The following is a 21435-nucleotide window of genomic DNA, read 5'->3' on the forward strand; positions in this document are numbered from 1 at the left end:
CTTCACCATTTCCTCATCAAATATACTAATCATTTAATCCCTTTCCATCGAGAATTTGCTGCATGCATTTTTCAACCCTTGATTCTCGCGTTTTGGCTTGTTTGGGTGCTGAAAAATGAAGAATGTAGGCTCTTTGCCGTCCCGGAGTCAATGCTTCAAAAGCAGTTTTCAAGGTAGGGATTTCATCCATTTTCATTTGCAATTCTTCAGGAATGATGTATTCTTCGTGCTTTTTCAGGCTCACTTCCAAGCCAGCTTTTTCAACTTCAATGGCTTCCTGAACATAGGCCTTCAAAATAGCTTCCATTTCCATGATTTCGTCCACATTGGTGAACCGGATTTGGCGCGCGGCCTGTACATTCTCCGTTTGTTGAATGAGAATCCCATTTGGATCTTTTAACAAGGCACCTTTTTGAAACAGTAGCGCACAATATTCTTTAAATCCATGTATTAAAACAATGTTTTTTTTCTCAAACGTGTAACAAGGATGCATCCACTTAAAATCTTCAGTCAGCTCACAGTCAAGGACAATACTTCTCAACTTCTCGTATTCAGCCTTCCACGTTTTCGCCTTGCTTAAAAATTCATCAACCTTAGGATTCGTTTTACTTGTTGTCATCAAGGAACACCTCTCATCTAGTTGGTGTCATGTCAATTTTTAGTTTTGACATTATGGTATTTGTATTATTCTATCATCATGTATTCAGGTTCCTTCTTTTAAAGAATAAGCTCTATCAGATTGAGAGGTGATTGATTTGGATATCGATTTCTATAGGAAATGGGCTTGCCAAAAAATGATCGAATCGTCACAAAGCAATATGTGGGAAGGACATTGGGCGTGTGCAGTTATCGCCTTGACTGAACTCTTGGAAGAAAAACTTGTACCTGCCAAGTTAGAAGAGTTGATTCGTAAAAATCTTGATAAAATTGTGGAAGAACATGCAAACGAACAGCAGTATCGGGCAAACAACGAATACGAGGACTTTCCTGCTCAAATGATGAGACTGCTTGTCCAAAAGAACCAAACATGCCATGCGCTTGGTCATGACGTGATTTACACGTTCTATTTGCTGAGCATGCTCTCTCGTTCCGCTATTCCGGCAACTGCCGAATTGTTTGATGCCATGGGGAAAATTGTTGGTAGTTTCCAAGCATCAGGTCCTGGTTTTGTTACTGTGAATGGAGAGAATATCGTCATTGATCCTGACGGCGTACCTTATACTGGTGTAAGATTGCAGCTGACTCCGGAGACTGTGCTTGACTTACTCCATAACTTTCAGAGACCGGTGCAAATGGAGAAAGGCGATATGCAGTTGGGGCATATCCTTACGCATGGTCACGCCATTGTAGAAATGAAACAAGCTTATCGCCATGATGTACACGACAATCTCGATCCGGCCTTTTACGCAAGAATCAACCTCTTGGCTTATGCAAATACACTCGAGGAAAATCGGGTTGAATCTGAGTCGGCAGTTACGGCAAACGAGTTGAATCCATTAGAACCTTCTTACTGGGAACAGGCGTTAGCTGAAAGCAGACATGGCCATTTTTATAAATACGCGTACAGTTATCTGAGACTTTACCGTATGGCAGGGTGCAGTCCACCCGATTTTCGATTGTTTCAACGTATTCTGTGAATGACTTGTTCCGAGGAGTCATTCCTGTAAAAGACTCCCATTACATGATTGCAACGGGTTTTGTCCAAAAGCATGAAGCTAAAGGACAAGAACCCGTTTTTTTAGCCTACCTACTTACATAGTTGCCAATCCATGGGAAACAAAGAAATGGACTCATTTTTTTGTAGCTGTGGGAAAACTAACGAGAAATGTCAGATAGGGGAATACACATGATCTCAGAATTCAAGCGATTTTTACTCGGTAGACCTATGAAATCAAGTGAACTTGCCGAAGAAAAGTTAAATAAAGTAAAGGCTTTGGCGGTTCTTTCATCTGATGCTCTTTCTTCTGTCGCTTACGGTACAGAACAGATTCTTCTCGTGTTAATTACTTTGGGTGCAGTAGCGATGTGGTACTCTATCCCCATCTCCATTGCGGTTGTTGGTCTTTTAACCATACTCATTTTGTCTTACCGTCAAACCATCTTTGCTTATACAACAGGTGGTGGAGCATACATTGTCGCAAAGGACAATTTAGGAACTACTACTGGACTGGTTGCAGGTGGCTCTTTGCTCGTGGACTACATTCTAACGGTTGCTGTTAGTACGTCTGCTTCTACAGACGCTATTACCTCGGCATTTCCAGTGCTACATGAACATCGCGTTCTACTTGCCTTGTTCATGATTGCAATCGTTACGATATTAAATTTACGTGGAATAACAGAATCGGCAACGATTTTAATGTACCCTGTTTATTTGTTTGTTGTCGCTATCCTCGTCTTAATTATTGGCGGCGGTTTTCAATGGTTGGCTGGAAATGTTCAAGCTCATCCCCCAGAATATGGGACAGTTGTTCCGGGAATAACTTTATTCCTGCTATTGAGAGCGTTTAGTTCAGGGTGTTCGGCATTAACAGGGGTAGAAGCCGTATCCAATGCAATTCCCAACTTCAGGGACCCAGCACCGAAAAATGCAGCATTAACGCTTATCATAATGGGGCTTATCCTCGGTGTTATGTTCATGGGCATTAGCCTATTGGCTTATTTGTTTGGTATTTCACCGAATCCAAAGGAAACGGTAGTATCTCAAATTGCTTCTGCTGTTTTTGGACGAGGAATCGTGTATTACTCGATTCAGGCTGTTACAGCCCTTATTTTATTCCTGGCCGCTAATACTGCTTTTGCAGCCTTTCCTTTACTCGCCTTTATGTTAGCCAAAGACAGATTTATGCCAAATATGTTCATGGTTCGGGGAGATCGTCTTGGGTTTTCAAACGGAATTATTTTCTTGGCTATTCTTTCAGCACTATTAGTGATTGCTTTTAAAGGAGAAACGGAAAACTTAATCCCTTTATATGCCCTTGGGGTTTTTATCCCGTTTACCTTGTCTCAAGCCGGAATGATGAAACGCTGGATTTCCAAAAAGCCCCCAGGGTGGCTACTACCTTTTGTTATCAATACGTTAGGAATGCTAACGACCCTTACCATTTGCCTCATCTTTTTGATTACAAAACTCTCTCAGGTTTGGCCGATTTTTATTTTCCTTCCTATCGTCATTTTCATCTTTAGGAAGATCAATCAGCATTATAGAGATTTAGCAAATGAGTTACGACTTGATATGGAAACAGACAAACCCGAACCCAAAGGGAGTGTAATCGTTATTCCTGTGGCAGGGATTTCGCAGGTGGTGAAAAACACCATTAGTTATGCGCAATCATTGTCAGATGATATTATCGCTGTCTACGTCGGGTTCAGTGATGAAGACATGAAGAAAATGGAAGAAAAATGGGATCTCTGGAATCCCGGAGTACGTTTGATTGTCCTGCGTTCACATTATCGCAGTATCATAAGACCTTTGTTTAAGTTTATTGACACCGTTGAGTGGAAAAAGGCAGAAACGGATCATGTTACTGTCATGATTCCGCAGTTTATTACCAAGCGTTGGTGGCATAACTTACTTCATAACCAGACAAGTTTATTGATCCGCGCGTATTTATTTGCCCGCCAAGATGTAAAAATCGCTACGGTTCCATATCGCTTAAAGAAATGAAGCGTTATCCATTAAACCATAAACAACTAAAAAAACCCGTCCCTTGTAAGGAGACGGGTTCATTTTTGATTTCCTTGATCATCATGACTACGATTTAAATCCAGTATGAGCCTAAAATTAGATTGAAAGACTACCCAATCATACACTTTTTTTACTCGAATGATTTCTGGCTGAATACTGTTAGAGACTCCAGAAGTGACGGTAACCACAAAGCTACAAGAGGCCATATTTCCTGACTGATCCCTGGCTGTGCAGGTGAGCATCGTCATCCCTACAGGAAAGTCCATGGTAAAAGTTGCAACTGCAATGGGGGCAGGAGGAGAAAAGGACCGTGTGATCCCATGACAGGTAATAGAGGTCACCCCACAAGTATCAGTGGCAGTGACTTCATAGGTAACCGTAGCGGACGTTTGCCCAGGTAAAACAGGGACTGTGATATCCTCAGGGCAATTGATGGTTGGAGGCTCGTCAATAACCGTGATAGTAAATGAACATACTTCCGTATTCCCAAATATATCTTGTGCCGTACAGGTGACAACAGTGTCTCCCACTGGAAAAAGGGAGCCAGAAGGCGGAGAACAGGTAACAGTGACTCCGGGGCAGGTGGCAACAGGTGTTGGATAGTTTACGATAGGGCAGGGTACTACCATGTCAGGTGGGCAGGTTGGTGGCTGCACGCATCCATTGAGCAAAACAGAAACATTGCTCGAATCCTCGTTTGCAGTAGCAATGTCAACTCTTCCGTCTCCGTTAAAATCAGCTACTGTAATGCTGAAAGGACCTGCTCCTGTAGGGAACTGAAAGGGAGTCGAGAACCCTCCTGACCCGTTGTTTATGAGTACAGAAACGTTATCGGAACCCGCATTTGGGGTAGCCAAATCAATGACTCCATCACAATTAAAGTCAGCCGCTGTTATATCAAAAGGAAATGCATTAGCGCCCAAGGTAAAGGGACTTCCTGCTGCTTCTGTAAAAGAACCGAATCCATCGTTTAGAAAGACGGTTACATTACTCGTAGCAATATTCCCGACAGCAATATCGATAGACCCATCACCATTTAAATCAGCAGCTACAAGGCTAATGGGGGATGATCCCCCTGGAAGTACAGAGAAACTCACTCCAGGAGTTTGGAACGTACCGTTCCCATTCCCACTAAATATCGTTACATCATTCGTGTCTCGATTGGCAGTGGCCAGATCAAGTCTCCCATCTCCATTAAAGTCAGCCGCTACAATATCAAAAGGGGCCAAACCAGGATTAGTGTCAAATGGACTCCCTGGCGCCATGGTAAATACACCTGATCCATTATTCAACAAGACAGTAATGAAACTAGTTCCTGTAATTTGGCCTACATTTGCTATAGCTAAGTCCACACCGTTTACACCATCAAAGTCACCTGTAGCAATTGCAAAAGATTGCGAAACAGCAGGAAACACACCTGTACTATAAGCTACAGGTGCAGCAAAAGTGCCATCCCCGTTATTCAAAAGGATAAAAACTCGGTCATTGGGAGTTTGATCCGTTACAGCCAAATCAATGAAGCCATCTCCATTAAAATCTGCTGCTGCAATTTGCCCTAATAAAGACCCAGGGAACAAAGTATTGAACGGTATCGTTTGCGATACGGAAAACACGCCGGACCCATTGTTGACAAGAATAGAAACATCGTTGGACCCAATATCCACTACAGCCAGGTCTATTAAACCGTCTCCATTAAAATCTGCAGAAGTAATGCTGGAAGGAGATGTTCCTCCCGTATTATATTCGACTGAGGGTTGAAAAAATGGGCAGGCCAATTTGGATTCACCCTTTCTTACAGGAATACAGGCAGCCATTCCCTGATCGAAATGCTTCACGCCAAACACCAATAAAGGCTAAAAAATGCACGTGGTGCATACTATGCAAATGCCCTTCATCATGATATTGCTGTTTAGGCATGAATGTGAATTTAATAAAACAAATGAAGAGGCGGTTTCCCGCCCCTCTAACTTGTATGATCAATCCCAAGCAAACCTTTGCTCTTTCTGCGAGTCACCGTACATTTACTAATGTAACTACAGCAGTGTTGCCCAGACTAATAGCTGAGCAACAGGGGCTTGACCAATATTTTAACTTAAAGGAATGTCCAGACTACCAGAATTTCCATTTAGTCCCACCCATGAATTCACCGTTTTTTTCAAATTATTCAGGATAACATATTCAACTTTCCAGTCTGACTTATGGCCATTATCATCTTGAATTAAAGTAACTGATCTAATTTCTCCAACGTCTTTTCCTGAAATGTAAAACGTTTCAAGATCACCTCGCTCAAAGCTACCATTAATCTCTCTTGTGAAAGAATCTTTTGAACCTCTTATCGTGACTTTAATATTAGCGTCAGTGCCTGAATCTTGATCATCAGATGTCTTAATTTCCAAAGTATAATTTTTCAGAGCTTGTGTGCTAGCATTTTGGGGAGCAGCAAATGAAGAAATAGGAGCTACAGATACAAGAATAGCGATAGCAGTAAATAAGGAAGCTATTTTTTTCAACGGTAAAACCTCCATATTTTGGTATTTTTTACAATATATAAATTATCACATATATAATTAATTGTAAATATTTCCAATATATATTTTTTTCATGTCTGCCTTACTACTTCTTTGGACTCCTGACTCCTCTTCCAGGGTCATCCGTTTCCTCAATAAAGCAAGACTGTCGGTAAAAAGATAAAATCATATCTTTAATTGTGAAGTCTATAGCTTGAAAATTAATATGATGACGCATTGTTTGTTATAAAAATGATCAGTGGCCATGAAAAAGAATTTTTTTTCCTCTCGAAAAGACTATGTAGCTTTGAGCAAGATTCAATCCTTTGAAGTGATGGAATATACAAACAAGATAAGGCACCTCCCTAAAAATAAGGAAAGTGCCTCTCCACTTTTTTTCAATCAATCCCAAGCAAACCTCTGCTCTTTCCAGGGATCGCCGTACATATACTTGTGTAACCATTAAACAGGTAAAAAAATGCCCTCCTCGGTCAGCCGTTGCTTCTATCCGTCGGTGTTATCGAGTTTAGCAGTCTACGAAAAATGTTTAAAGTTTCAAAAATAGCGGAAAACAACAAGCATATCGTATTTTCATAAGAAAGGTGAGAGCGGATGTTCTTTCGAAATTTGAAGTTGTATTACAAAATCTTTACGCTTATTGTCCTAGCATTAATGATGTTGATCGCAGTCGGAGGGGTTGGGTACATTTCCACAAGAGATGTGGCCGAAAGCTCGGAAACGTTGTATAACGAAAACTTTTATGCTGTCGAGTCGATCAGCAAGATCCGCACCAATATGCAGACCAATGCCTCTTATTTTATGGAACTAATGGTTACCACAGACCAGAAAAGGAATAAAGAATTAATAGACAATATTGAACAAGTGAAAAATGATAATGCAAAAGTAATAGCCGATCTGGACAACATCGCTTTCGATCAGAAGAAAAGCGAGCTGTTCAAGAAATTCAAGGGATTGTATGACACTTACGTTACTGAACGAAATAAAACAATAGAACTTGCTACAACCAACAGGAACGCGGAAGCCTATCAGTATTACCTAACAAAAGTCTACGCTGTGCAGCAAGAGACCTTCGATGTGATGAAGGAATTCTCGGACTACATGAGCGATGATACAAGGAAGGTCAATGCAGAAAACAAGCAAAATGCCGAAACTGAAGCTACTTTCATGCTTGTTGCTGTCATCGTGTTTGTTATTCTACTAGCGGTAATTGGTGTTGTTATTAGCAATATGATTACAAAACCGGTAAAAAAAATACAGGAACTGATGAGCCGGGCCCAAGCTGGCGACCTTACCGTATTCGGAGAATATCAATCCAGGGACGAAATTGGGACACTTACCAAAGATTTTAATCAAATGATCGCTGGACTGCGTACCGTTGTCAGCAAAATTAACGACAATGCCCTTTCCTTAGCAGGGAGCTCGGAAGAGTTGGCAGCTAGCGCGGAACAAACAGCGGAAGCCACTACTGTCGTTACAACTGCGATTCAGGAAGTAGCCAATGGCGCGGAGCAACAGCTTCACGGGTCAGAGGAGAGTGCGCGATCCGTGGAAGAAATGGCAGTAGGCATCCAAAAAATTGCAGAATCAGCCTATACGGTGTCTGTCTCCTCCACAGAGGCTTCGGAGGAAGCGATACAAGGGAATACTTCGATTCGAGAAGCTGTCGAGCAGATGGACTCAATCAAGGAGGCTGTAGATACCTCAACCAATGTCATAAAATTCTTGGGTGAACGCTCTGAAGAGATTGTCAAAATCGTAGATGTGATTACCGGCATCGCCTCGCAGACCAATTTATTGGCGTTAAACGCAGCGATTGAAGCTGCCAGAGCGGGAGAGAATGGAAGAGGTTTTGCTGTTGTGGCTGATGAAGTAAGAAAGCTTGCTGAACAATCGGAGGAATCAGCAAAACAGATTGCACACTTGGTTCACGAGATTCAAAACAATACGAACCATGCCGTAGGCACGATGAGTAAAGTAAACCAAAATGTTCAATCTGGGATCAGCGTCGTCCACGAGGCAGGTGAATCATTCCAGAAAATAGTAAACAAAATCCAGGACGTCACCGATCAAATTCAAGAGGTATCAGCTTTGGCAGAAGAGATGTCAGCCAGTTCCGAAGAGATTTCTGCTACTGTTTCTGAGTTTGAGCGGATTTCCAAAGAAACAGCTGGGAACTCACAGTTGGTTGCCGCTTCCTCTGAGGAGCAGTTGGCTACAATGGAGGAAATTTCAGCTTCAACCCAATCTCTAAATATATTGGCACAGGAGCTTCAGGAAATTACAGGTACATTTAAGTTAGCATAGCATAACGATATGAATGGAAATCCTCGCATCTGCACAGATAGCGAGGATTTTTCGATGCTGATCTATTTTTGATCTCACTCGTTTTTTTAAGACAAATTGTCAAGCCACGTGCGAAAAAGCTTACATAATGGCAAGGTAGTGACCTGTCTTGCGATCAGCGGGACGGCACTCGCCTTGCTTTCCCCATATCTTCATTTTAGAAGGTGGTGCAATTAAAAATACGTGTCCGAGTGACTGAGCTCCGGTCGACATACTGAGGCACTACATTTCACCCACCTCCAAAATAAAAAGCACCACGTGGGTGCTTAGTTAGATAAATTAATAAATCACTTATCATACTCCATAATTTCAAAGTCTGAAATAGCAGTATAAACAATGTGATCTTTTCTGCTTGTAAATGGACCTTTGTTAAATTCTTTATTTATTACATAATAATTCTTCCCTACTCCACGATCATTGAACCACTCAACAAATGAGTTAGCAACCATTTAACTAATAGCTAATTATACTTCTCTAAAACTTCTTTCTTCAATTTATTAAACTGCTCAACATTTTCACCAAAATATTCACTTTCCTCTAAACTACGGTAAGTATCAGTTGGTTGTGCTTTTTTAGCCTTTGTATTCTGCATACCTGCACTGATATCATATTTACCTTGATACATTCCGATAATTGCATATCCTGCTTTATCACCTGTATCTCTCAAGAATAATACGTAGGTACCTTCTTCATTCATGAGATTATAGCCTTCAACTGTATCAAAAACATCACCCTCGAAATAAGCAGGCTCATATACAGAGATTGTATCTCCTTCTTCAAGACTTCCCTTGTGAACCTTCTGTATTTTTACTTCGGACTCTGAAGCAGTTTTTACATCACCTTCGCCAAGATTCCATTCTTTTAATGATCTCTTTCCAGTAAATTCAACTTGTACTATATAGCCCGAGTACTTTTCAACCTCTTCGATATTTTCAAACAAAATAAAATCGGCTTGATTCATAGCAACTCGATAATCTTTTTCAGAAGTGTTTAATTCTTTATAAGAAAATGCTCCTCCTACTAACAAAGCAATTGTAGCAACAGAAACAGCGATTAATTTTTTCATAACTCCACCTGCTTTCTCCTAGTACTTCCAGGATAAATTATTTTCGTCTAATGTCGTAGGATCAGTAAGGCTCAACTTTCCTTGCTCCATTATAGAATTAGACGCTTGATGGACTAAGCCAAGTCCATGACCAAATTCATGAATTGTAGTTTTTCTGCGGTTTGCAGAACTGTAGTTATAGTAATCCATATATTCACGATTTAGAATTATTTTAACTCTATCCCAAGATTCAGTCCCGTAATGTCTTTCGTAATTATCATTGCTGTCTAAATAATATAAGCGGGTCTCTCCAGCATAATCCAATCCATATTGACCTGCAGTAACCCTCAAATCGTAATTAGAAGAAGACGCATTGGATGTATCATAGTTAATATTAGCTCCAGAAATACCCTCATAGTCTTCTATAGCTTCAGTAACAGCACCTAGTAGTTTCTCATCTGAAACTGAAGCAGTGATATAGGTATCAATGTCCTTGACATAACTTGATGTTGGAGTAGTATCAAAAAATGCATCACCCCTCGTCAATTCCGCATATGCTACATTGGTTAAAGAAAAAGCTCCTAGTAAGACTAAACCAAATACTCTTTTTTTATTCATTTTTATGCTCCTTTTTTAAATTGTTGCATACAGTTAATGGAAATAACAACACGTAAAATCAGGTATTCTCTCACCTTCTCTACGCTTCCATAATTATATAATAATTCCCTTTTTCTTCCTGTAAAACAAAAAATACAATTCATTTTTAGCTACGTGACTGTGATCTCACTGTAAAAGCCAAAATAACCCGCTAAGACACTAAGCCTAGCGGGTTATTTGCTACTATGATCCCTCCGTAACAACTATGCACGTCCCTTCGCCTTTTACTTGGGGCGTACAAATTGTTAAGCTGCACTTGACATTCAAACGTTTCAATGTACCACATTGTAAATGCATTCTTCCTGTCAAACACGAATGGTTACGAGAACATAGTTAAAAAAACTCTGGTATTTGTGGTGCTACCGCTCGGCCGACATAGAAATTATGTCCACAATTGGGCCACATGACATTTTGAGCCAATCCTAAATAAGGATTTCAGAATCAAGTTCGATTGCTTTAGCAGTTTGCCATTCAAAATCGTTTCTTGTAGGATCCCGGCATTCGTCAGGTAGTATCATTTGTACTTGTTATACCGTGTTTTCGAATTTGTCATAGAGTCGTATGACGAAGCCTTAGATGGAATAAGACGAGTAGCTTGTGAAATTAAATCCTTTAAAACAAAAAAGAGGCGGATCATCACCGCCTCTTTTCTCAAATCAATCCCAAGCAAACCTCTGCTCTTTCCAGGGATCGCCATACATATTGTACCCATTCTTCTCCCAAAACCCTTGCTTATCTTTCTCCATAAACTCAATCCCACGCACCCACTTGGCGCTTTTCCAAAAATAGAGATGCGGGACGACGAAGCGCAGCGGCCATCCGTGCTCAGGGGTCAAGTCTTCACCGTTATGTTTCGTGGCGAACAGATTACCGCTTTTCATGAAGTCGACCAGCGGAATGTTCACAGTCCATCCGTGCTCAGCGTGCAGCATGACGTATTTCGCTTCCGGCTTCACCTTCACCAGCTTCAGAACTTCCTCCACGGGAATGCCTTCCCATTCATTGTCCAGCTTGCTCCAGCCTGTCACGCAGTGAATATCGTTGGTCGTGCCGCCTTTTGGCAGAGCCATCATTTGTTCGTAGGCCAGTGTTACTTCTTCTTCGACGAGACCAAAAAGGCGAAAACTCCACTCCGTAGACAGATCTGTATATTCCGGAACCTCTCCATAGTGCAGGACAGGAAAGCCTGTCGTCTGTTTTTGATTCGGTGGAATGCGATCGCGCTTGGTATCTGCCGCTGGGTTGATAAACATGTTGTTTCCACTCCCTCGAATGTCAGTCTCTTATTTTCCAACCCGCAAAAGGGCGTGATCTACCTTGATGCACATGTCCTGCACAACCTCGATGCCTTGATCTGCAACCAATTTAGCCGCGTCTTCGTTGGCAATGCCTTGTTGCATCCAGAACACTTTTGGCTTGTTCTGCATTTTCAATGCTTCCTCTGCAACAGGCATCATGTCTTCGCTGCGGCGGAACACATTGACGATGTCTACTGGCTGATCAATCTCAATCAGCCTCCCCAATACTTTTTCACCCAAAACCGTTTCACCCGCGATGACAGGATTGACCGGGATGATCGTGTAGCCCGCGTTCTGCATGGCTTGCGATACCATATAGCTGGTACGGTCCGGCTTGTTGGACAGCCCCACTACTGCGATCGTTTTTGCATCCTCCAGCAGTTGACGACGTGCTTCGTTGCTTGGATTTTGAGCCATGTGAAAACACTCCTTTTTATTTTGAATTTGGAAGTTGAACTACCTCTTATTTACTACGACTGGAAACGAATTCAACGATGGTCCGCGTCATCGCTCCGGTACCGCCAGCTGGTTGCATGTCGCCAGCACTTGCTGTGTACGCCGTACCCGCGATGTCCAGATGTACCCACGGTGTGTCGCCAACGAATTCTTGCAGGAAAACACCACCGATGATACCGTGGCCATAACGTCCACCCGAGTTTTTCAAATCGGCAAAACGGCTCTTGTTCAGGCTGCGGTACTCATCGAAGGTAGGGAGCTGCCACAAACGCTCACCTGCCACATCTGCTGCTTTCATCAGTTCATCCAACAGTACTTTATCATTAGTCATGGCGCCAGAGCAGAAATGACCGAGCGCGACCACGATACCACCTGTCAAGGTAGCGGCATCTACCAAGCAAGACACACCTTGCTCTTTTGCATAAGTGATGCAATCAGCCAGTACGAGGCGACCTTCTGCGTCTGTCGTAATGATCTCTACCGTTTTGCCGCTCATGGTCGTGATGACATCCCCTGGACGGAATGCCGTTCCGGATGGCATATTTTCCACGGTACCGACGACAGCCAGTACGTTTACTTTTGGTTTAATCTGTCCCAGTGCCTCCAATGCGCCGATCATCGAAGCCGCTCCACCCATGTCCGACTTCATGTCTTCCATGCCTGCTACTGGCTTGATGGAAATTCCACCTGTATCAAATGTCACGCCTTTACCGATCAGGCCAATGACATCGTCCCACGTGTCTCTTCCTTGATATTTGACTGCCACGACGTAAGGCTCAAGCTCGCTGCCTTGTGCTACAGAAAGCACTCCGCCCATCCCCAGCTCTTCCAACTTCGCTTTTTCCATTACTTCCACAGTCATGCCATAGCGCTCTGCTACCCCTACCATCGCATCCTTCAAAGCGCGTGGAGTCAAGTAGTTAGCTGGTTCATTGACGAGCGTGCGCGCCAGATTCGTCCCGGATACGAGCGCCGAACCACGTGCAACACCTGCCTGTACCAATGAAGCATCGGCATCTGCTGACAAAATTTGCACCGTCGCAATTGGGTCAGACTCACGCTTTGCCTTTTGACGATAGCCCTCGTAATTGTATTCGGCAAGTCCAAAGGCTTCTGTCACTGCCTGCGCCAGACGATCAGCACTCAGATGCTCTGTTGTTGGCAAATCAATAACTACTGTTTTGCCGTTGCCTTTTCCCACAACCGTTTTGGCTGCACGTCCCCATGCATTTCGGGCTGCGACGAAATCAAATTTCCCTGGTTCACCCATCCCGACGATCAACAGTTTTTTCGCAGCTACGTTGCTCATTCCGTGAACAACCGTAATTTCCTTTGCCTCACCCGTAACTTCCTTGTCCTGCTGCAAACCACTCAGACTGCCTCCAAAAGCTTCGTCCAATTCCGGGTATACTTGCGAAATCTCCTCACCCTTCCACAGCGGAACAATCAGTTCATCACACGCAATATTCACAAGCTGTATGCGTTTTTCTACTGCTACTTTCATATACTCTTCCCTCTTTCTGTGTGGTAGGATACTATATGGGCACATTTGTTTAACATGATGTGTCGACATATAAGCGCAAGGGTGGAAACGTCATGGCTTTTGCCTCTGTGTAAGAAATGACATCCTTTTCCGGCAACAATTTCTCGCATTCATCTATGTAACGAAGAACTCTTGTTACGTCCAGTCCCCAATGAACTGGCTGGTAACGGGTCAAATACTTTCGTGCATTGCCTAACATCCAGCGAGCACCTTTTATATTGCCGTACTCTTGGTGATACAGTCCGACTGACAATTGCAGCAATCCTTGCAGAAACTTGTCTGACTTATCTTCCATCCAGATGTCTTCCAACAGATCGTGGCATTCGTAGTATTCTCCATCATTGAATTTTTCAATGAACTGCAAATACTGCTCGGGATACCCCATGGATGCATGCCTCCGTTTCGAACCTTCCGTCTTCATGGTAACACAGATTGGCAATGACTTTACATCCAAACAAAAACTTCACGGATTAAGACAACGCCCTTCTGTTACAATAATCCTAGAGATAAGCGCACAGTAGAAAGGAATGGATTTTCCGTGGCGGATTTTTTTGAAAACTTCCCCTTATGGGCAGCACTGCTAGCCATAGGGATCGCCCAATTTATCAAAATTCCCCTCCATTTTTTTGCAACGAAAACGTGGCAATGGTCACTACTCATGAGTACAGGCGGTATGCCCAGCTCCCACTCTTCTGCGGTGACGGCACTATCCACAGCCGTGGGACTGCGTGAAGGCTTCGGCAGCAACATGTTCGCTATTTCCGCTATTCTCGGCGTAATCGTGATGTTTGATGCCGCAGGTGTCCGCCGCCATGCCGGTATGCAAGCCGTTGTCTTAAATAAGCTGGTCGATGAATTCAACCACCTGTTAGAAGGAATGAAATCGTTAAAAGTACGACCTAGCCAGGAAAAAGCAAAAAAACTGAAAGAACTACTCGGTCATCAACCGATCGAGGTTTTGATCGGCGGTTGGTTAGGCGTCATGATTGCGTTATTGCTCCATCCGTTTTTTTAAAGGAGGGCTCCCATGCGCATTGTTTCCATCTGTCCCAGCAATACCGAAATCCTTTATTATTTAGGCCTGCATGAGCATGTCGTCGGATTGGATGATCACTCTGACTGGCCGCTGGAGTGGCAGCATCTCCCCCGGGTTGGGCCCGATTTGACAATCGATATGGACCTGGTCGCTGCCCTCCAACCGGATCTGGTCGTAGCGTCACTCTCTGTTCCTGGCATGGAGAAAAATATAGAGGCACTGCGCGATAGAGACATTCCTCATATCGTCCTGAACCCTTCCCGGATCGCAGAAATCGCTCAGGATATCCGACTCGTCGGTGAGGCAACAGGAACACAGAGGCAAGCCGAGCAGCTTGCGGTTCAATTTGACGAAACCATTGAAAGCATCCGACAAAAGGCCGCGAAGTACGCTCAACGCCCGAAGCTGTACTGGGAATGGTGGCCGAATCCCATCTACACACCTGGTCAGGAAAACTGGCTGACTGATGTAAGTGAGATTGCGGGTGCCACTAATATTTTTGCAGATTATCCTGTCGCGAACGTCAAGGCTACCCGAGAAATGGTCATGGAACGCGATCCCGATCATATTTGTGTCGTCTGGTGCGGAATTGAACTGAAGCGAATCAAGCCTGACATGATCACAAACCGCCCAGAGTGGATGAACATGACTGCGATTCGAAACAATCAGGTCCACTTGTTGGAAGAGGGCCTTTATTGCCGCCCTTCTCCTCGCATTTTGGAAGGACTGGAGAAGCTGGTTGACTTGATTCATACAGAATGACAAAAAAACGTTCAAAGCCTGTGCCTTGAACGTTTTTTCTTTTTTTCTTTCATGCCACCGATGCGGCATCCATTTGTTTTCGTTAGTTGCTATTCAGTTTGTTGTTGGCCGCTGACGGGTTCCGCCATGGCTGCGATTCCTTTTTCATTCAAGCTATTCAGAAAAGCTTCCGTTACTTTGCCTTCGCCTTTTTTTACGATATACACGTCCACCGATTTTTTCCCCCATTGCGAGAATACGTCCTGCTTGGTCTCGAAATACAGGTCAATCTTATGGCCGCGAATCGCTCCACCCTTGTCAGCTACAACGCCATATCCATAACCGGGGATGTACAAAATGGTCCCCAGCGGGAAAACGCGCAGATCAGCTGCAATCGTGGAATAGTCGTCCCTACGAACTTTTACACCTGAATATGTAATGCCATAGGACGGGTGAGATGGATTTTTGCCCGTCGACTCGTATCCAGCATAGTAGCCGGTCGCAACTACACGTACTTTTGGATATTGATCGTGAAATACATCCGCTTTATCAATCACTTGAGTAAGAGAACTGGCTGATACCGTCCGTTTTTTGACGACATGTTGCCCCTCTTTCATTTCCTTGATTCCAAAAGTGGATGAGACTCCGTGGTCTCCCACAACATTATAGCTGTATCCATCGCTTGCGAAGGCCGTCAAGACCAGGATGAACAGCGCGACGATACTTACGAACTGCTTTCCATTCATTTCTTGGTAAACCTCCTCTCGTTTCTAGTCATGTCCCGACGAGGAGGAAAGTATACACAAATTTTGGTTGATTACAGAAATATTCAGTCAGTTATATGTTTTTCCAATAAAATACCAAAAGAAAAACAGGCCCGAAACAAAGGCCTGCTTGTACTTGATTAAAACATCCGATATCCTTTTTTGCGAAGCGTTTGAATGGTCCAGCCACTCGCCACTGTACCTGCCATACCGCAACCCAGAATGAGCGAATCCCATATTCCCGGAACGATTTGTTGATAGACAAGCGCACCTACAACTACACCCACGCCGATCACAACTGGAAACCATGTTGTTTTCAAAATCATGTTTAAAATAAACCCAATGCCAAACCCTAGCACGGAGAACAGAACAATGGATACCATAAATTGCATCAAGTTCATCGACGAAAAAGACCTCCTGCCACCTTCTCCACCTTTTGCCACTTTTTCGGCAAATACAGGAAAGACGGGCTATTTTCGGTATTAAGTGTAGCAAAAAGGCGAGGGATCGGTCAATAAGAGAACCCTATCGTATGTGTATGGCCTGACAGAAAAAACCGCCGATGCATTCGCTTCGACGGTTTCTATGCGAGGTTCCTTAATCACTATTGATGAAAAGAAACAGCTTCCTTCTGAGCTTCCTGTGTACCAGCTCCGTCACAGTTAGGACAATTCTCCGAGCCCCCCAGGAGCAGTTGGAAATACCCTTGGCCGTGGCAGTACGGGCACTGTTCTTGTTTTTGTCTCATGTTGAGCTCCCCTTTCGGCATACATGCGTGAGAATTAATTGCATGTATTTTCAGATTATTTTGATGTATCTAACTATATCAGAATTTCCCCTTGGTTCACAATACAGTTCATTGCGAAAAAACCATAAAAAAACCGCAATGTAAGCGGAAACATTGCGGTTTATCTAGTTTATTCGCAGTATTACTTAAAGATTTTATAGGATGTGTATTGAAAAATGGGATCGATATCAAATGATTGACCTGTCATTCCTTGCTCACGTTTGATATAGTCCGGCAATATGATTTTCAAATAAGTCGATGACAGCGGGTCTTGAAGCAGGTCCTGTATCGACATAAATCTCGCTTCCGCGATCTCACCTTCCTGCGGGCGCGGCTCCCCACCTATGTAATCCATCCAAAATACGACCATATTGTCGCTAATGGACTCCCGAATGACGCCAGAACGGATTCCCGCTACTTGTCGTACGACTGCCTCGACACCCGTTTCTTCCAACACCTCACGCACTGCTGCTTCATCTACAGTCTCGCCCTCCTGCACGAATCCCGCAGGAAATGACCATTGTCCTTTTAGTCCGCTGTACGTTTTTTTGACAACCAGTGCTTCTTGCCCGCGAATAACAATCCCGCAGGCGCCTAGCCAAACCTTCCCTTCCCGCATCCAGCTCGCTCCTTCCACGTCCTGGCTAAAGGAAACCCCCGGCTCTTCTTTGCCGGGGGTACCTATCAATCATCCTCGTCATCAAGGAGCCCATTATCGATCATGTATCGTAGATTTTCCCGATCCCTCTCGCGGCCCTTTTCCTTGAGCCGGTCGATGGCAGGCAGGATGAGAATATCTACTTCACGCTGTACATGCCATGCCAAATCGTGTCGCCCCTGTTCCTCCAGAAAAGCTCCCACTTCCATCAAGGCATTGTACCGATCCATCTCTTCGCGGACCATGAGCCCCCGGACTTGAATGCTCGCGTGACGCATCGTTTTACAGCTTTACTTTCTTCAGTGCGAGACCGACGCCGCCAATTTTGTACAAGTAGCGCAGGTCGCTCGCTTTTTTCATCATGGCTGCTGTGCTGCCGAACAGCTTTTTCGAACCAACTTGCCCGATGCCCTCACCTTTTCCAAGAGAGGCAAGTGTCCCTTGCAGATGCGGGATGAATTTTTGAGGGAGATCGCCACGGATCAAGGCAGCGAGATTCTCACCCAGCGTCTCGCCTTCCTGTACCGCGATTTGCGCAGTTGGCGGGTAAGGACGTCCTTCTTCGTTGAAGATCAAGGCACAATCCCCTACCACAAAAACATTCTCATGACCAGGCGCACGCAAATATTCGTCTACCTTGACGCGACCTCGCATGACTTCGAAGCCTGCTTTTTCCACGATACTGTTGCCGCGGACACCTGCTGCCCAAACCACCGTCTTCGATTTGATTTCTTCTCCGGTAGCCAACAGCACGCCATCCGGGGTGCACTGCTTGATCGGTGTTCCAATTTTGAACTCGATGCCTTTTCTCTCCAATACATCCATTGCGTATTGGATCAGCTCTGGATCAAAGCCAGGCAATGCAGTTGGTGCTGCCTCAATGCAGTAGACTTTCACCAGTTCAGGATCGACATCAAATTCTCGGCACAGCTCTGGCAGACGATCGCCGAGCTCTCCGCAAAACTCAATACCTGTAAAGCCAGCTCCACCCACAACAAACGTGAGGTAGTCCGTACGATCCGGCTCATTTTTAAATTTGGAGAACATGTATTCAATGTGCTCGCGAATATTGCGGACCGCATTGATACTGCGAATGCTAAACGCATGCTCCTTGAGTCCCTCAATTCCGAACGTTTCTGGCTCGCTACCCAATCCGATGACGAGATAGTCATACGCCAGCACCTCGCCATTTTCGAGCGTGACGGTCTGCTCCTCTGGCTGAATGGCTTGCACCGTTCCTTTGACAAAGTTGACTTTGTCTTTGTTCAAGATGCCATCCAGACTGACGCGAGCATGATCCGCTGGTGCTGTACCTGCAGCCGGCTCATGTAGCCAAGTCGTGATGTAGTGATAGTTGTGCTTGTTGACCAAGGTGATTTCCGCCTCATTGTAGTTGAGCTTTTTCTGTAGCTGCAACGTTGTGAGCAAACCACCGTATCCAGCGCCAAGAATCAGGATTTTGGGTGTACCCATCAGTATCCCTTCCAATCATGTATGATGTCATAGTTCATGGTAACTTTAGGAAGATTGTGCGATTTTTCACGTGGTCTGGTACCTATTAAGATGCCCCATTTCATGATCCTTGTAGTATCGGAATTATTGCCCTGTACTGCCATCCGAACCACTCTGTGAAAAAATGCACAAAGTCAGACGTAGAAAAATGTGACAATTTCTTTACAGTCATCCTCATCTTATCGGCTACCGATTGGATTTGCAAGGGTTTTTTGCCTATCATCTTTCGAATTTTCTCTCCTGTTTTTCCACTTGTATGGGTTATAATGGTTGAGGAGTTCGCTTACGATTAATTCGGAGGTGCTTTGGATTGAATTTTCTGCAAAAGGACGAGCAAATCTACGACATTACGATCATTGGTGGCGGCCCTGCCGGGTTATTTACCGCTTTTTACGGCGGGATGAGGCAGGCCAGTGTAAAAATCATTGAGAGCATGCCCCAGCTAGGTGGGCAATTATCCGCTCTTTATCCGGAGAAGTACATATATGATGTAGCCGGATTTCCAAAGGTTTTAGCACAAGATTTGATCAATAATCTGAAAGATCAGATTTCCCGCTTTCAGCAAACCGTTTGCCTGGAAGAGAAAGTGGAAAATGTCGTAAAAAAAGTAGACGATGTGTTTGAAATCACAACGGACAAAGGCACTCACTACTCCAAATCCGTAATCATCACTGCTGGGGTAGGAGCGTTTGAACCTCGCAGGCTGGAACACCCAGATGCCGTCAAATATGAAAAATCCAATCTGCACTATTTTGTTACCGATCTGAACTCCTTCAAGGGACAGCGTGTAGCTGTTATTGGCGGCGGTGATTCCGCTCTGGACTGGTCCCTCATGCTAGAACCTATCGCAAAAGAAGTATACCTCATCCATCGCAGAGACAAGTTCCGCGCACATGAACACAGTGTAGAAATGCTCATGTCCTCCAAAGTAAACGTCACGACACCTTACGAAATTGCAGCTTTGCACGGCGAGGAGCGCATCGAAAAACTCACGCTGGCCAATTGCACGACAAAAGAAGAAGTCGATCTGGAAGTCGACGCAGTCATTGTCAACTTCGGCTTCATCTCCTCTCTCGGTCCGATCAAGAACTGGGGGCTGGAGCTCGAAAAAGGCTCCATCGTGGTCGATACCCGCATGGAATCAAACATTCCAGGCATTTTCGCAGCAGGCGACATCGCAACCTACCCTGGTAAGGTCAAACTGATCGCTGTCGGATTTGGTGAGGCCCCTACCGCTGTAAACAACGCGGTTTCCTACTTTAATCCGGATGCCAAATTGCAGCCTGGTCATTCTTCAAGCATGGACAACTTCAAATCGTAAAAATGTTTCGTCCCTGTTGTGCCTCCGTTGGCTGCGACAGGGATTTTTCATTCCATTGCATAACCGCTTTTGTTGGCGTGCACAGTAGAAGCAACAACGAGGAGGCGATTACGCTTTGAATCATCTCTGCCCAGTTTGCAATGGCTTTACACCGCTCCAACAAACCTGTTCAACGTGCGGTCAAGCTCTGCAAGATGCAGGCCGTCTGTATGACTTTTATGGGAGCTACAGCCCGTACCGGGAGATAGACGATGCCAAGATGGACAACGGCTACATAGATCGTACGCGCCACCAATGCGTCCATACAGGCTGGTGTCCCTCCTGCCAAACCGAACAGGTGGTCTTCCTGGATGAATGGACCCCCGCTATGCTTGTAACCGATATGAAAAAGGACGCGTACCAGTAAGTCGGTCACGTCCTTTTTTTGTTCGAAACGTTATTTTTTCTTCATGGCCAGCTTTTCCGCCATGCGAGAATTGTTTGCTTGCATTTGTTCTAGCATTTGCTGAAGTGACTCCTTAATCTTGGCTGTATCGCCAGATTCGATCGCCGAGTCAAAAGCTTCGTGTGTTTTTTTCATTTGCTCGATCCGAGCTTTTCGGGCGTCACGCTCTTCTTTTGGCCCCATGTTTTTGTCTTTCCATTCCTTGAACTGCTTTTCCATCTGTTCGTTGGTTATTTCGCCCTTTTTCACCTGTTCATTCAGCTTGTTAATCAGTTGCTTCCGTTCTTCACGCTTCGCCTGCCACTTCGGGTCGTCACTTAGCGCCTCGAACTCGCTCATTAAACGATCACGTTCTTTAAACGTTGCCTGCCATTTCTCCACGCTATCCGGTGCATATTTTTCCGCTAGCAAGAGCATGTACATTTTTTGATGAACGCCTCTGTTGGAGCTGTTTCGCACCTTCATGTGCTTCTCTCCATGCTCATCATGGCTGTGAGTCGGCTTGATCACCTGGGCAACTGTTGCCGATACATCTTGGGCCAACGCAACACCTGGCATGGCGAGACCCATTACCAGCGCTGTTGTCATCATTCCTTGCTTCCACATCTTCATACGA

General features: G+C 44.5%; 23 protein-coding genes. 7 read left to right on the top strand and 16 right to left on the bottom strand.

Annotation, left to right across the window (positions count from 1 at the left end):
* Positions 1-25: 25 nt before the first annotated feature.
* Positions 26-619 carry a YdeI/OmpD-associated family protein gene (locus tag HPY28_RS21640; protein ID WP_173622964.1) on the bottom strand — a complete coding sequence of 198 codons (594 nt, stop codon included), beginning with the start codon at positions 617-619 and terminating at the stop codon, positions 26-28.
* A gap of 127 nt (positions 620-746) precedes the next feature.
* Here HPY28_RS21640 and HPY28_RS21645 point away from each other — a divergent pair, with 127 nt between their 5' ends.
* Together HPY28_RS21645 and HPY28_RS21650 are read left to right on the top strand one after the other, a co-directional pair.
* The gene (locus HPY28_RS21645) at positions 747-1637 is read left to right on the top strand and encodes a hypothetical protein (protein ID WP_238144522.1); all 891 of its coding nucleotides are present in this window, start codon (positions 747-749) and stop codon (positions 1635-1637) included.
* A gap of 209 nt (positions 1638-1846) precedes the next feature.
* The gene (locus HPY28_RS21650) at positions 1847-3664 is read left to right on the top strand and encodes an APC family permease (RefSeq protein ID WP_017251318.1); all 1818 of its coding nucleotides are present in this window, start codon (positions 1847-1849) and stop codon (positions 3662-3664) included.
* Positions 3665-3723: 59 nt separating this feature from the next.
* On the opposite strand, the gene HPY28_RS21655 is transcribed toward HPY28_RS21650, so the two are convergent.
* Together HPY28_RS21655 and HPY28_RS21660 are read right to left on the bottom strand one after the other, a co-directional pair.
* On the bottom strand, positions 3724-5520 hold the full coding sequence (locus HPY28_RS21655) for an FG-GAP-like repeat-containing protein (RefSeq protein ID WP_371813523.1): 1797 nt from the start codon (positions 5518-5520) through the stop codon (positions 3724-3726).
* Positions 5521-5772: 252 nt separating this feature from the next.
* A complete protein-coding gene (locus tag HPY28_RS21660) occupies positions 5773-6195 on the bottom strand; it encodes a PLAT/LH2 domain-containing protein (RefSeq protein WP_017251320.1) in 423 nt (140 codons plus the stop codon).
* A 609-nt stretch (positions 6196-6804) separates the two neighbouring features.
* Between HPY28_RS21660 and HPY28_RS21665 the strand changes: the two genes are divergently transcribed.
* A complete protein-coding gene (locus HPY28_RS21665) occupies positions 6805-8517 on the top strand; it encodes a methyl-accepting chemotaxis protein (RefSeq protein ID WP_173622962.1) in 1713 nt (570 codons plus the stop codon).
* Between the two features lie 499 nt (positions 8518-9016).
* Here HPY28_RS21665 and HPY28_RS21670 read toward each other — a convergent pair whose 3' ends face one another.
* From HPY28_RS21670 to HPY28_RS21695, 6 genes are all read right to left on the bottom strand, one after another.
* Positions 9017-9622, bottom strand: a complete 606-nt coding sequence (locus HPY28_RS21670) for a hypothetical protein (RefSeq protein ID WP_017251323.1) — start codon at positions 9620-9622, stop codon at positions 9017-9019.
* 18 nt (positions 9623-9640) lie between these two features.
* On the bottom strand, positions 9641-10219 hold the full coding sequence (locus HPY28_RS21675; RefSeq protein WP_017251324.1) for a zinc metalloprotease: 579 nt from the start codon (positions 10217-10219) through the stop codon (positions 9641-9643).
* Positions 10220-10914: 695 nt separating this feature from the next.
* A complete protein-coding gene (locus tag HPY28_RS21680; protein ID WP_174231383.1) occupies positions 10915-11511 on the bottom strand; it encodes a sulfite oxidase-like oxidoreductase in 597 nt (198 codons plus the stop codon).
* A 30-nt stretch (positions 11512-11541) separates the two neighbouring features.
* Entirely contained in the window at positions 11542-11973 is a 432-nt protein-coding gene (locus HPY28_RS21685) for a CoA-binding protein (RefSeq protein WP_174231384.1), read from the bottom strand.
* 46 nt (positions 11974-12019) lie between these two features.
* Positions 12020-13516, bottom strand: coding sequence for a leucyl aminopeptidase (locus tag HPY28_RS21690; protein ID WP_017251327.1), 1497 nt, complete (start codon positions 13514-13516; stop codon positions 12020-12022).
* A 49-nt stretch (positions 13517-13565) separates the two neighbouring features.
* Entirely contained in the window at positions 13566-13940 is a 375-nt protein-coding gene (locus HPY28_RS21695) for a DUF309 domain-containing protein (protein ID WP_017251328.1), read from the bottom strand.
* Between the two features lie 153 nt (positions 13941-14093).
* On the opposite strand from HPY28_RS21695, the gene HPY28_RS21700 reads away from it, so the two are divergent.
* The gene (locus tag HPY28_RS21700; RefSeq protein ID WP_015892987.1) at positions 14094-14570 is read left to right on the top strand and encodes a divergent PAP2 family protein; all 477 of its coding nucleotides are present in this window, start codon (positions 14094-14096) and stop codon (positions 14568-14570) included.
* Between the two features lie 12 nt (positions 14571-14582).
* Positions 14583-15353: a cobalamin-binding protein gene (locus HPY28_RS21705; RefSeq protein ID WP_173622960.1), complete on the top strand. Its 771-nt coding sequence runs from the start codon at positions 14583-14585 to the stop codon at positions 15351-15353.
* An 89-nt stretch (positions 15354-15442) separates the two neighbouring features.
* Here HPY28_RS21705 and HPY28_RS21710 read toward each other — a convergent pair whose 3' ends face one another.
* From HPY28_RS21710 to HPY28_RS21735, 6 genes are all read right to left on the bottom strand, one after another.
* Positions 15443-16078 carry a 3D domain-containing protein gene (locus tag HPY28_RS21710; protein ID WP_017251330.1) on the bottom strand — a complete coding sequence of 212 codons (636 nt, stop codon included), beginning with the start codon at positions 16076-16078 and terminating at the stop codon, positions 15443-15445.
* A 158-nt stretch (positions 16079-16236) separates the two neighbouring features.
* On the bottom strand, positions 16237-16497 hold the full coding sequence (locus HPY28_RS21715; protein ID WP_017251331.1) for a YuiB family protein: 261 nt from the start codon (positions 16495-16497) through the stop codon (positions 16237-16239).
* A 203-nt stretch (positions 16498-16700) separates the two neighbouring features.
* Entirely contained in the window at positions 16701-16844 is a 144-nt protein-coding gene (locus HPY28_RS21720) for a YuiA family protein (protein WP_238144523.1), read from the bottom strand.
* Between the two features lie 181 nt (positions 16845-17025).
* Positions 17026-17502, bottom strand: a complete 477-nt coding sequence (locus HPY28_RS21725) for an NUDIX domain-containing protein (protein WP_174231385.1) — start codon at positions 17500-17502, stop codon at positions 17026-17028.
* A gap of 65 nt (positions 17503-17567) precedes the next feature.
* On the bottom strand, positions 17568-17819 hold the full coding sequence (locus tag HPY28_RS21730; protein WP_017251334.1) for a hypothetical protein: 252 nt from the start codon (positions 17817-17819) through the stop codon (positions 17568-17570).
* 4 nt (positions 17820-17823) lie between these two features.
* Positions 17824-19014: an NAD(P)/FAD-dependent oxidoreductase gene (locus tag HPY28_RS21735; protein WP_017251335.1), complete on the bottom strand. Its 1191-nt coding sequence runs from the start codon at positions 19012-19014 to the stop codon at positions 17824-17826.
* Between the two features lie 349 nt (positions 19015-19363).
* On the opposite strand from HPY28_RS21735, the gene HPY28_RS21740 reads away from it, so the two are divergent.
* Entirely contained in the window at positions 19364-20374 is a 1011-nt protein-coding gene (locus HPY28_RS21740) for an NAD(P)/FAD-dependent oxidoreductase (protein WP_017251337.1), read from the top strand.
* Between the two features lie 115 nt (positions 20375-20489).
* Positions 20490-20780 (top strand): hypothetical protein, encoded by a 291-nt coding sequence (locus tag HPY28_RS21745; protein ID WP_017251338.1) that lies wholly within the window; start codon positions 20490-20492, stop codon positions 20778-20780.
* 30 nt (positions 20781-20810) lie between these two features.
* On the opposite strand, the gene HPY28_RS21750 is transcribed toward HPY28_RS21745, so the two are convergent.
* Positions 20811-21431, bottom strand: coding sequence for a hypothetical protein (locus HPY28_RS21750; protein WP_017251339.1), 621 nt, complete (start codon positions 21429-21431; stop codon positions 20811-20813).
* Positions 21432-21435 lie beyond the last annotated feature (4 nt).

Origin of the sequence: Brevibacillus sp. HB1.2, from assembly GCF_013332495.1 — a bacterium.
In the GTDB taxonomy this organism is placed as follows: domain Bacteria; phylum Bacillota; class Bacilli; order Brevibacillales; family Brevibacillaceae; genus Brevibacillus; species Brevibacillus porteri.

What these genes read in the sequence shown, in the direction of transcription:
- HPY28_RS21640 (WP_173622964.1), bottom strand. Translation starts at nt 619, where the DNA reads ATGACAACAAGTAAAACGAATCCTAAGGTTGATGAATTTTTAAGCAAG.
- HPY28_RS21650 (WP_017251318.1), top strand. Translation starts at nt 1,847, where the DNA reads ATGATCTCAGAATTCAAGCGATTTTTACTCGGTAGACCTATGAAATCA.
- HPY28_RS21665 (WP_173622962.1), top strand. Translation starts at nt 6,805, where the DNA reads ATGTTCTTTCGAAATTTGAAGTTGTATTACAAAATCTTTACGCTTATT.
- HPY28_RS21670 (WP_017251323.1), bottom strand. Translation starts at nt 9,622, where the DNA reads ATGAAAAAATTAATCGCTGTTTCTGTTGCTACAATTGCTTTGTTAGTA.
- HPY28_RS21675 (WP_017251324.1), bottom strand. Translation starts at nt 10,219, where the DNA reads ATGAATAAAAAAAGAGTATTTGGTTTAGTCTTACTAGGAGCTTTTTCT.
- HPY28_RS21680 (WP_174231383.1), bottom strand. Translation starts at nt 11,511, where the DNA reads ATGTTTATCAACCCAGCGGCAGATACCAAGCGCGATCGCATTCCACCG.
- HPY28_RS21685 (WP_174231384.1), bottom strand. Translation starts at nt 11,973, where the DNA reads ATGGCTCAAAATCCAAGCAACGAAGCACGTCGTCAACTGCTGGAGGAT.
- HPY28_RS21690 (WP_017251327.1), bottom strand. Translation starts at nt 13,516, where the DNA reads ATGAAAGTAGCAGTAGAAAAACGCATACAGCTTGTGAATATTGCGTGT.
- HPY28_RS21695 (WP_017251328.1), bottom strand. Translation starts at nt 13,940, where the DNA reads ATGGGGTATCCCGAGCAGTATTTGCAGTTCATTGAAAAATTCAATGAT.
- HPY28_RS21705 (WP_173622960.1), top strand. Translation starts at nt 14,583, where the DNA reads ATGCGCATTGTTTCCATCTGTCCCAGCAATACCGAAATCCTTTATTAT.
- HPY28_RS21710 (WP_017251330.1), bottom strand. Translation starts at nt 16,078, where the DNA reads ATGAATGGAAAGCAGTTCGTAAGTATCGTCGCGCTGTTCATCCTGGTC.
- HPY28_RS21715 (WP_017251331.1), bottom strand. Translation starts at nt 16,497, where the DNA reads ATGAACTTGATGCAATTTATGGTATCCATTGTTCTGTTCTCCGTGCTA.
- HPY28_RS21720 (WP_238144523.1), bottom strand. Translation starts at nt 16,844, where the DNA reads ATGAGACAAAAACAAGAACAGTGCCCGTACTGCCACGGCCAAGGGTAT.
- HPY28_RS21725 (WP_174231385.1), bottom strand. Translation starts at nt 17,502, where the DNA reads ATGCGGGAAGGGAAGGTTTGGCTAGGCGCCTGCGGGATTGTTATTCGC.
- HPY28_RS21730 (WP_017251334.1), bottom strand. Translation starts at nt 17,819, where the DNA reads ATGCGTCACGCGAGCATTCAAGTCCGGGGGCTCATGGTCCGCGAAGAG.
- HPY28_RS21735 (WP_017251335.1), bottom strand. Translation starts at nt 19,014, where the DNA reads ATGGGTACACCCAAAATCCTGATTCTTGGCGCTGGATACGGTGGTTTG.
- HPY28_RS21750 (WP_017251339.1), bottom strand. Translation starts at nt 21,431, where the DNA reads ATGAAGATGTGGAAGCAAGGAATGATGACAACAGCGCTGGTAATGGGT.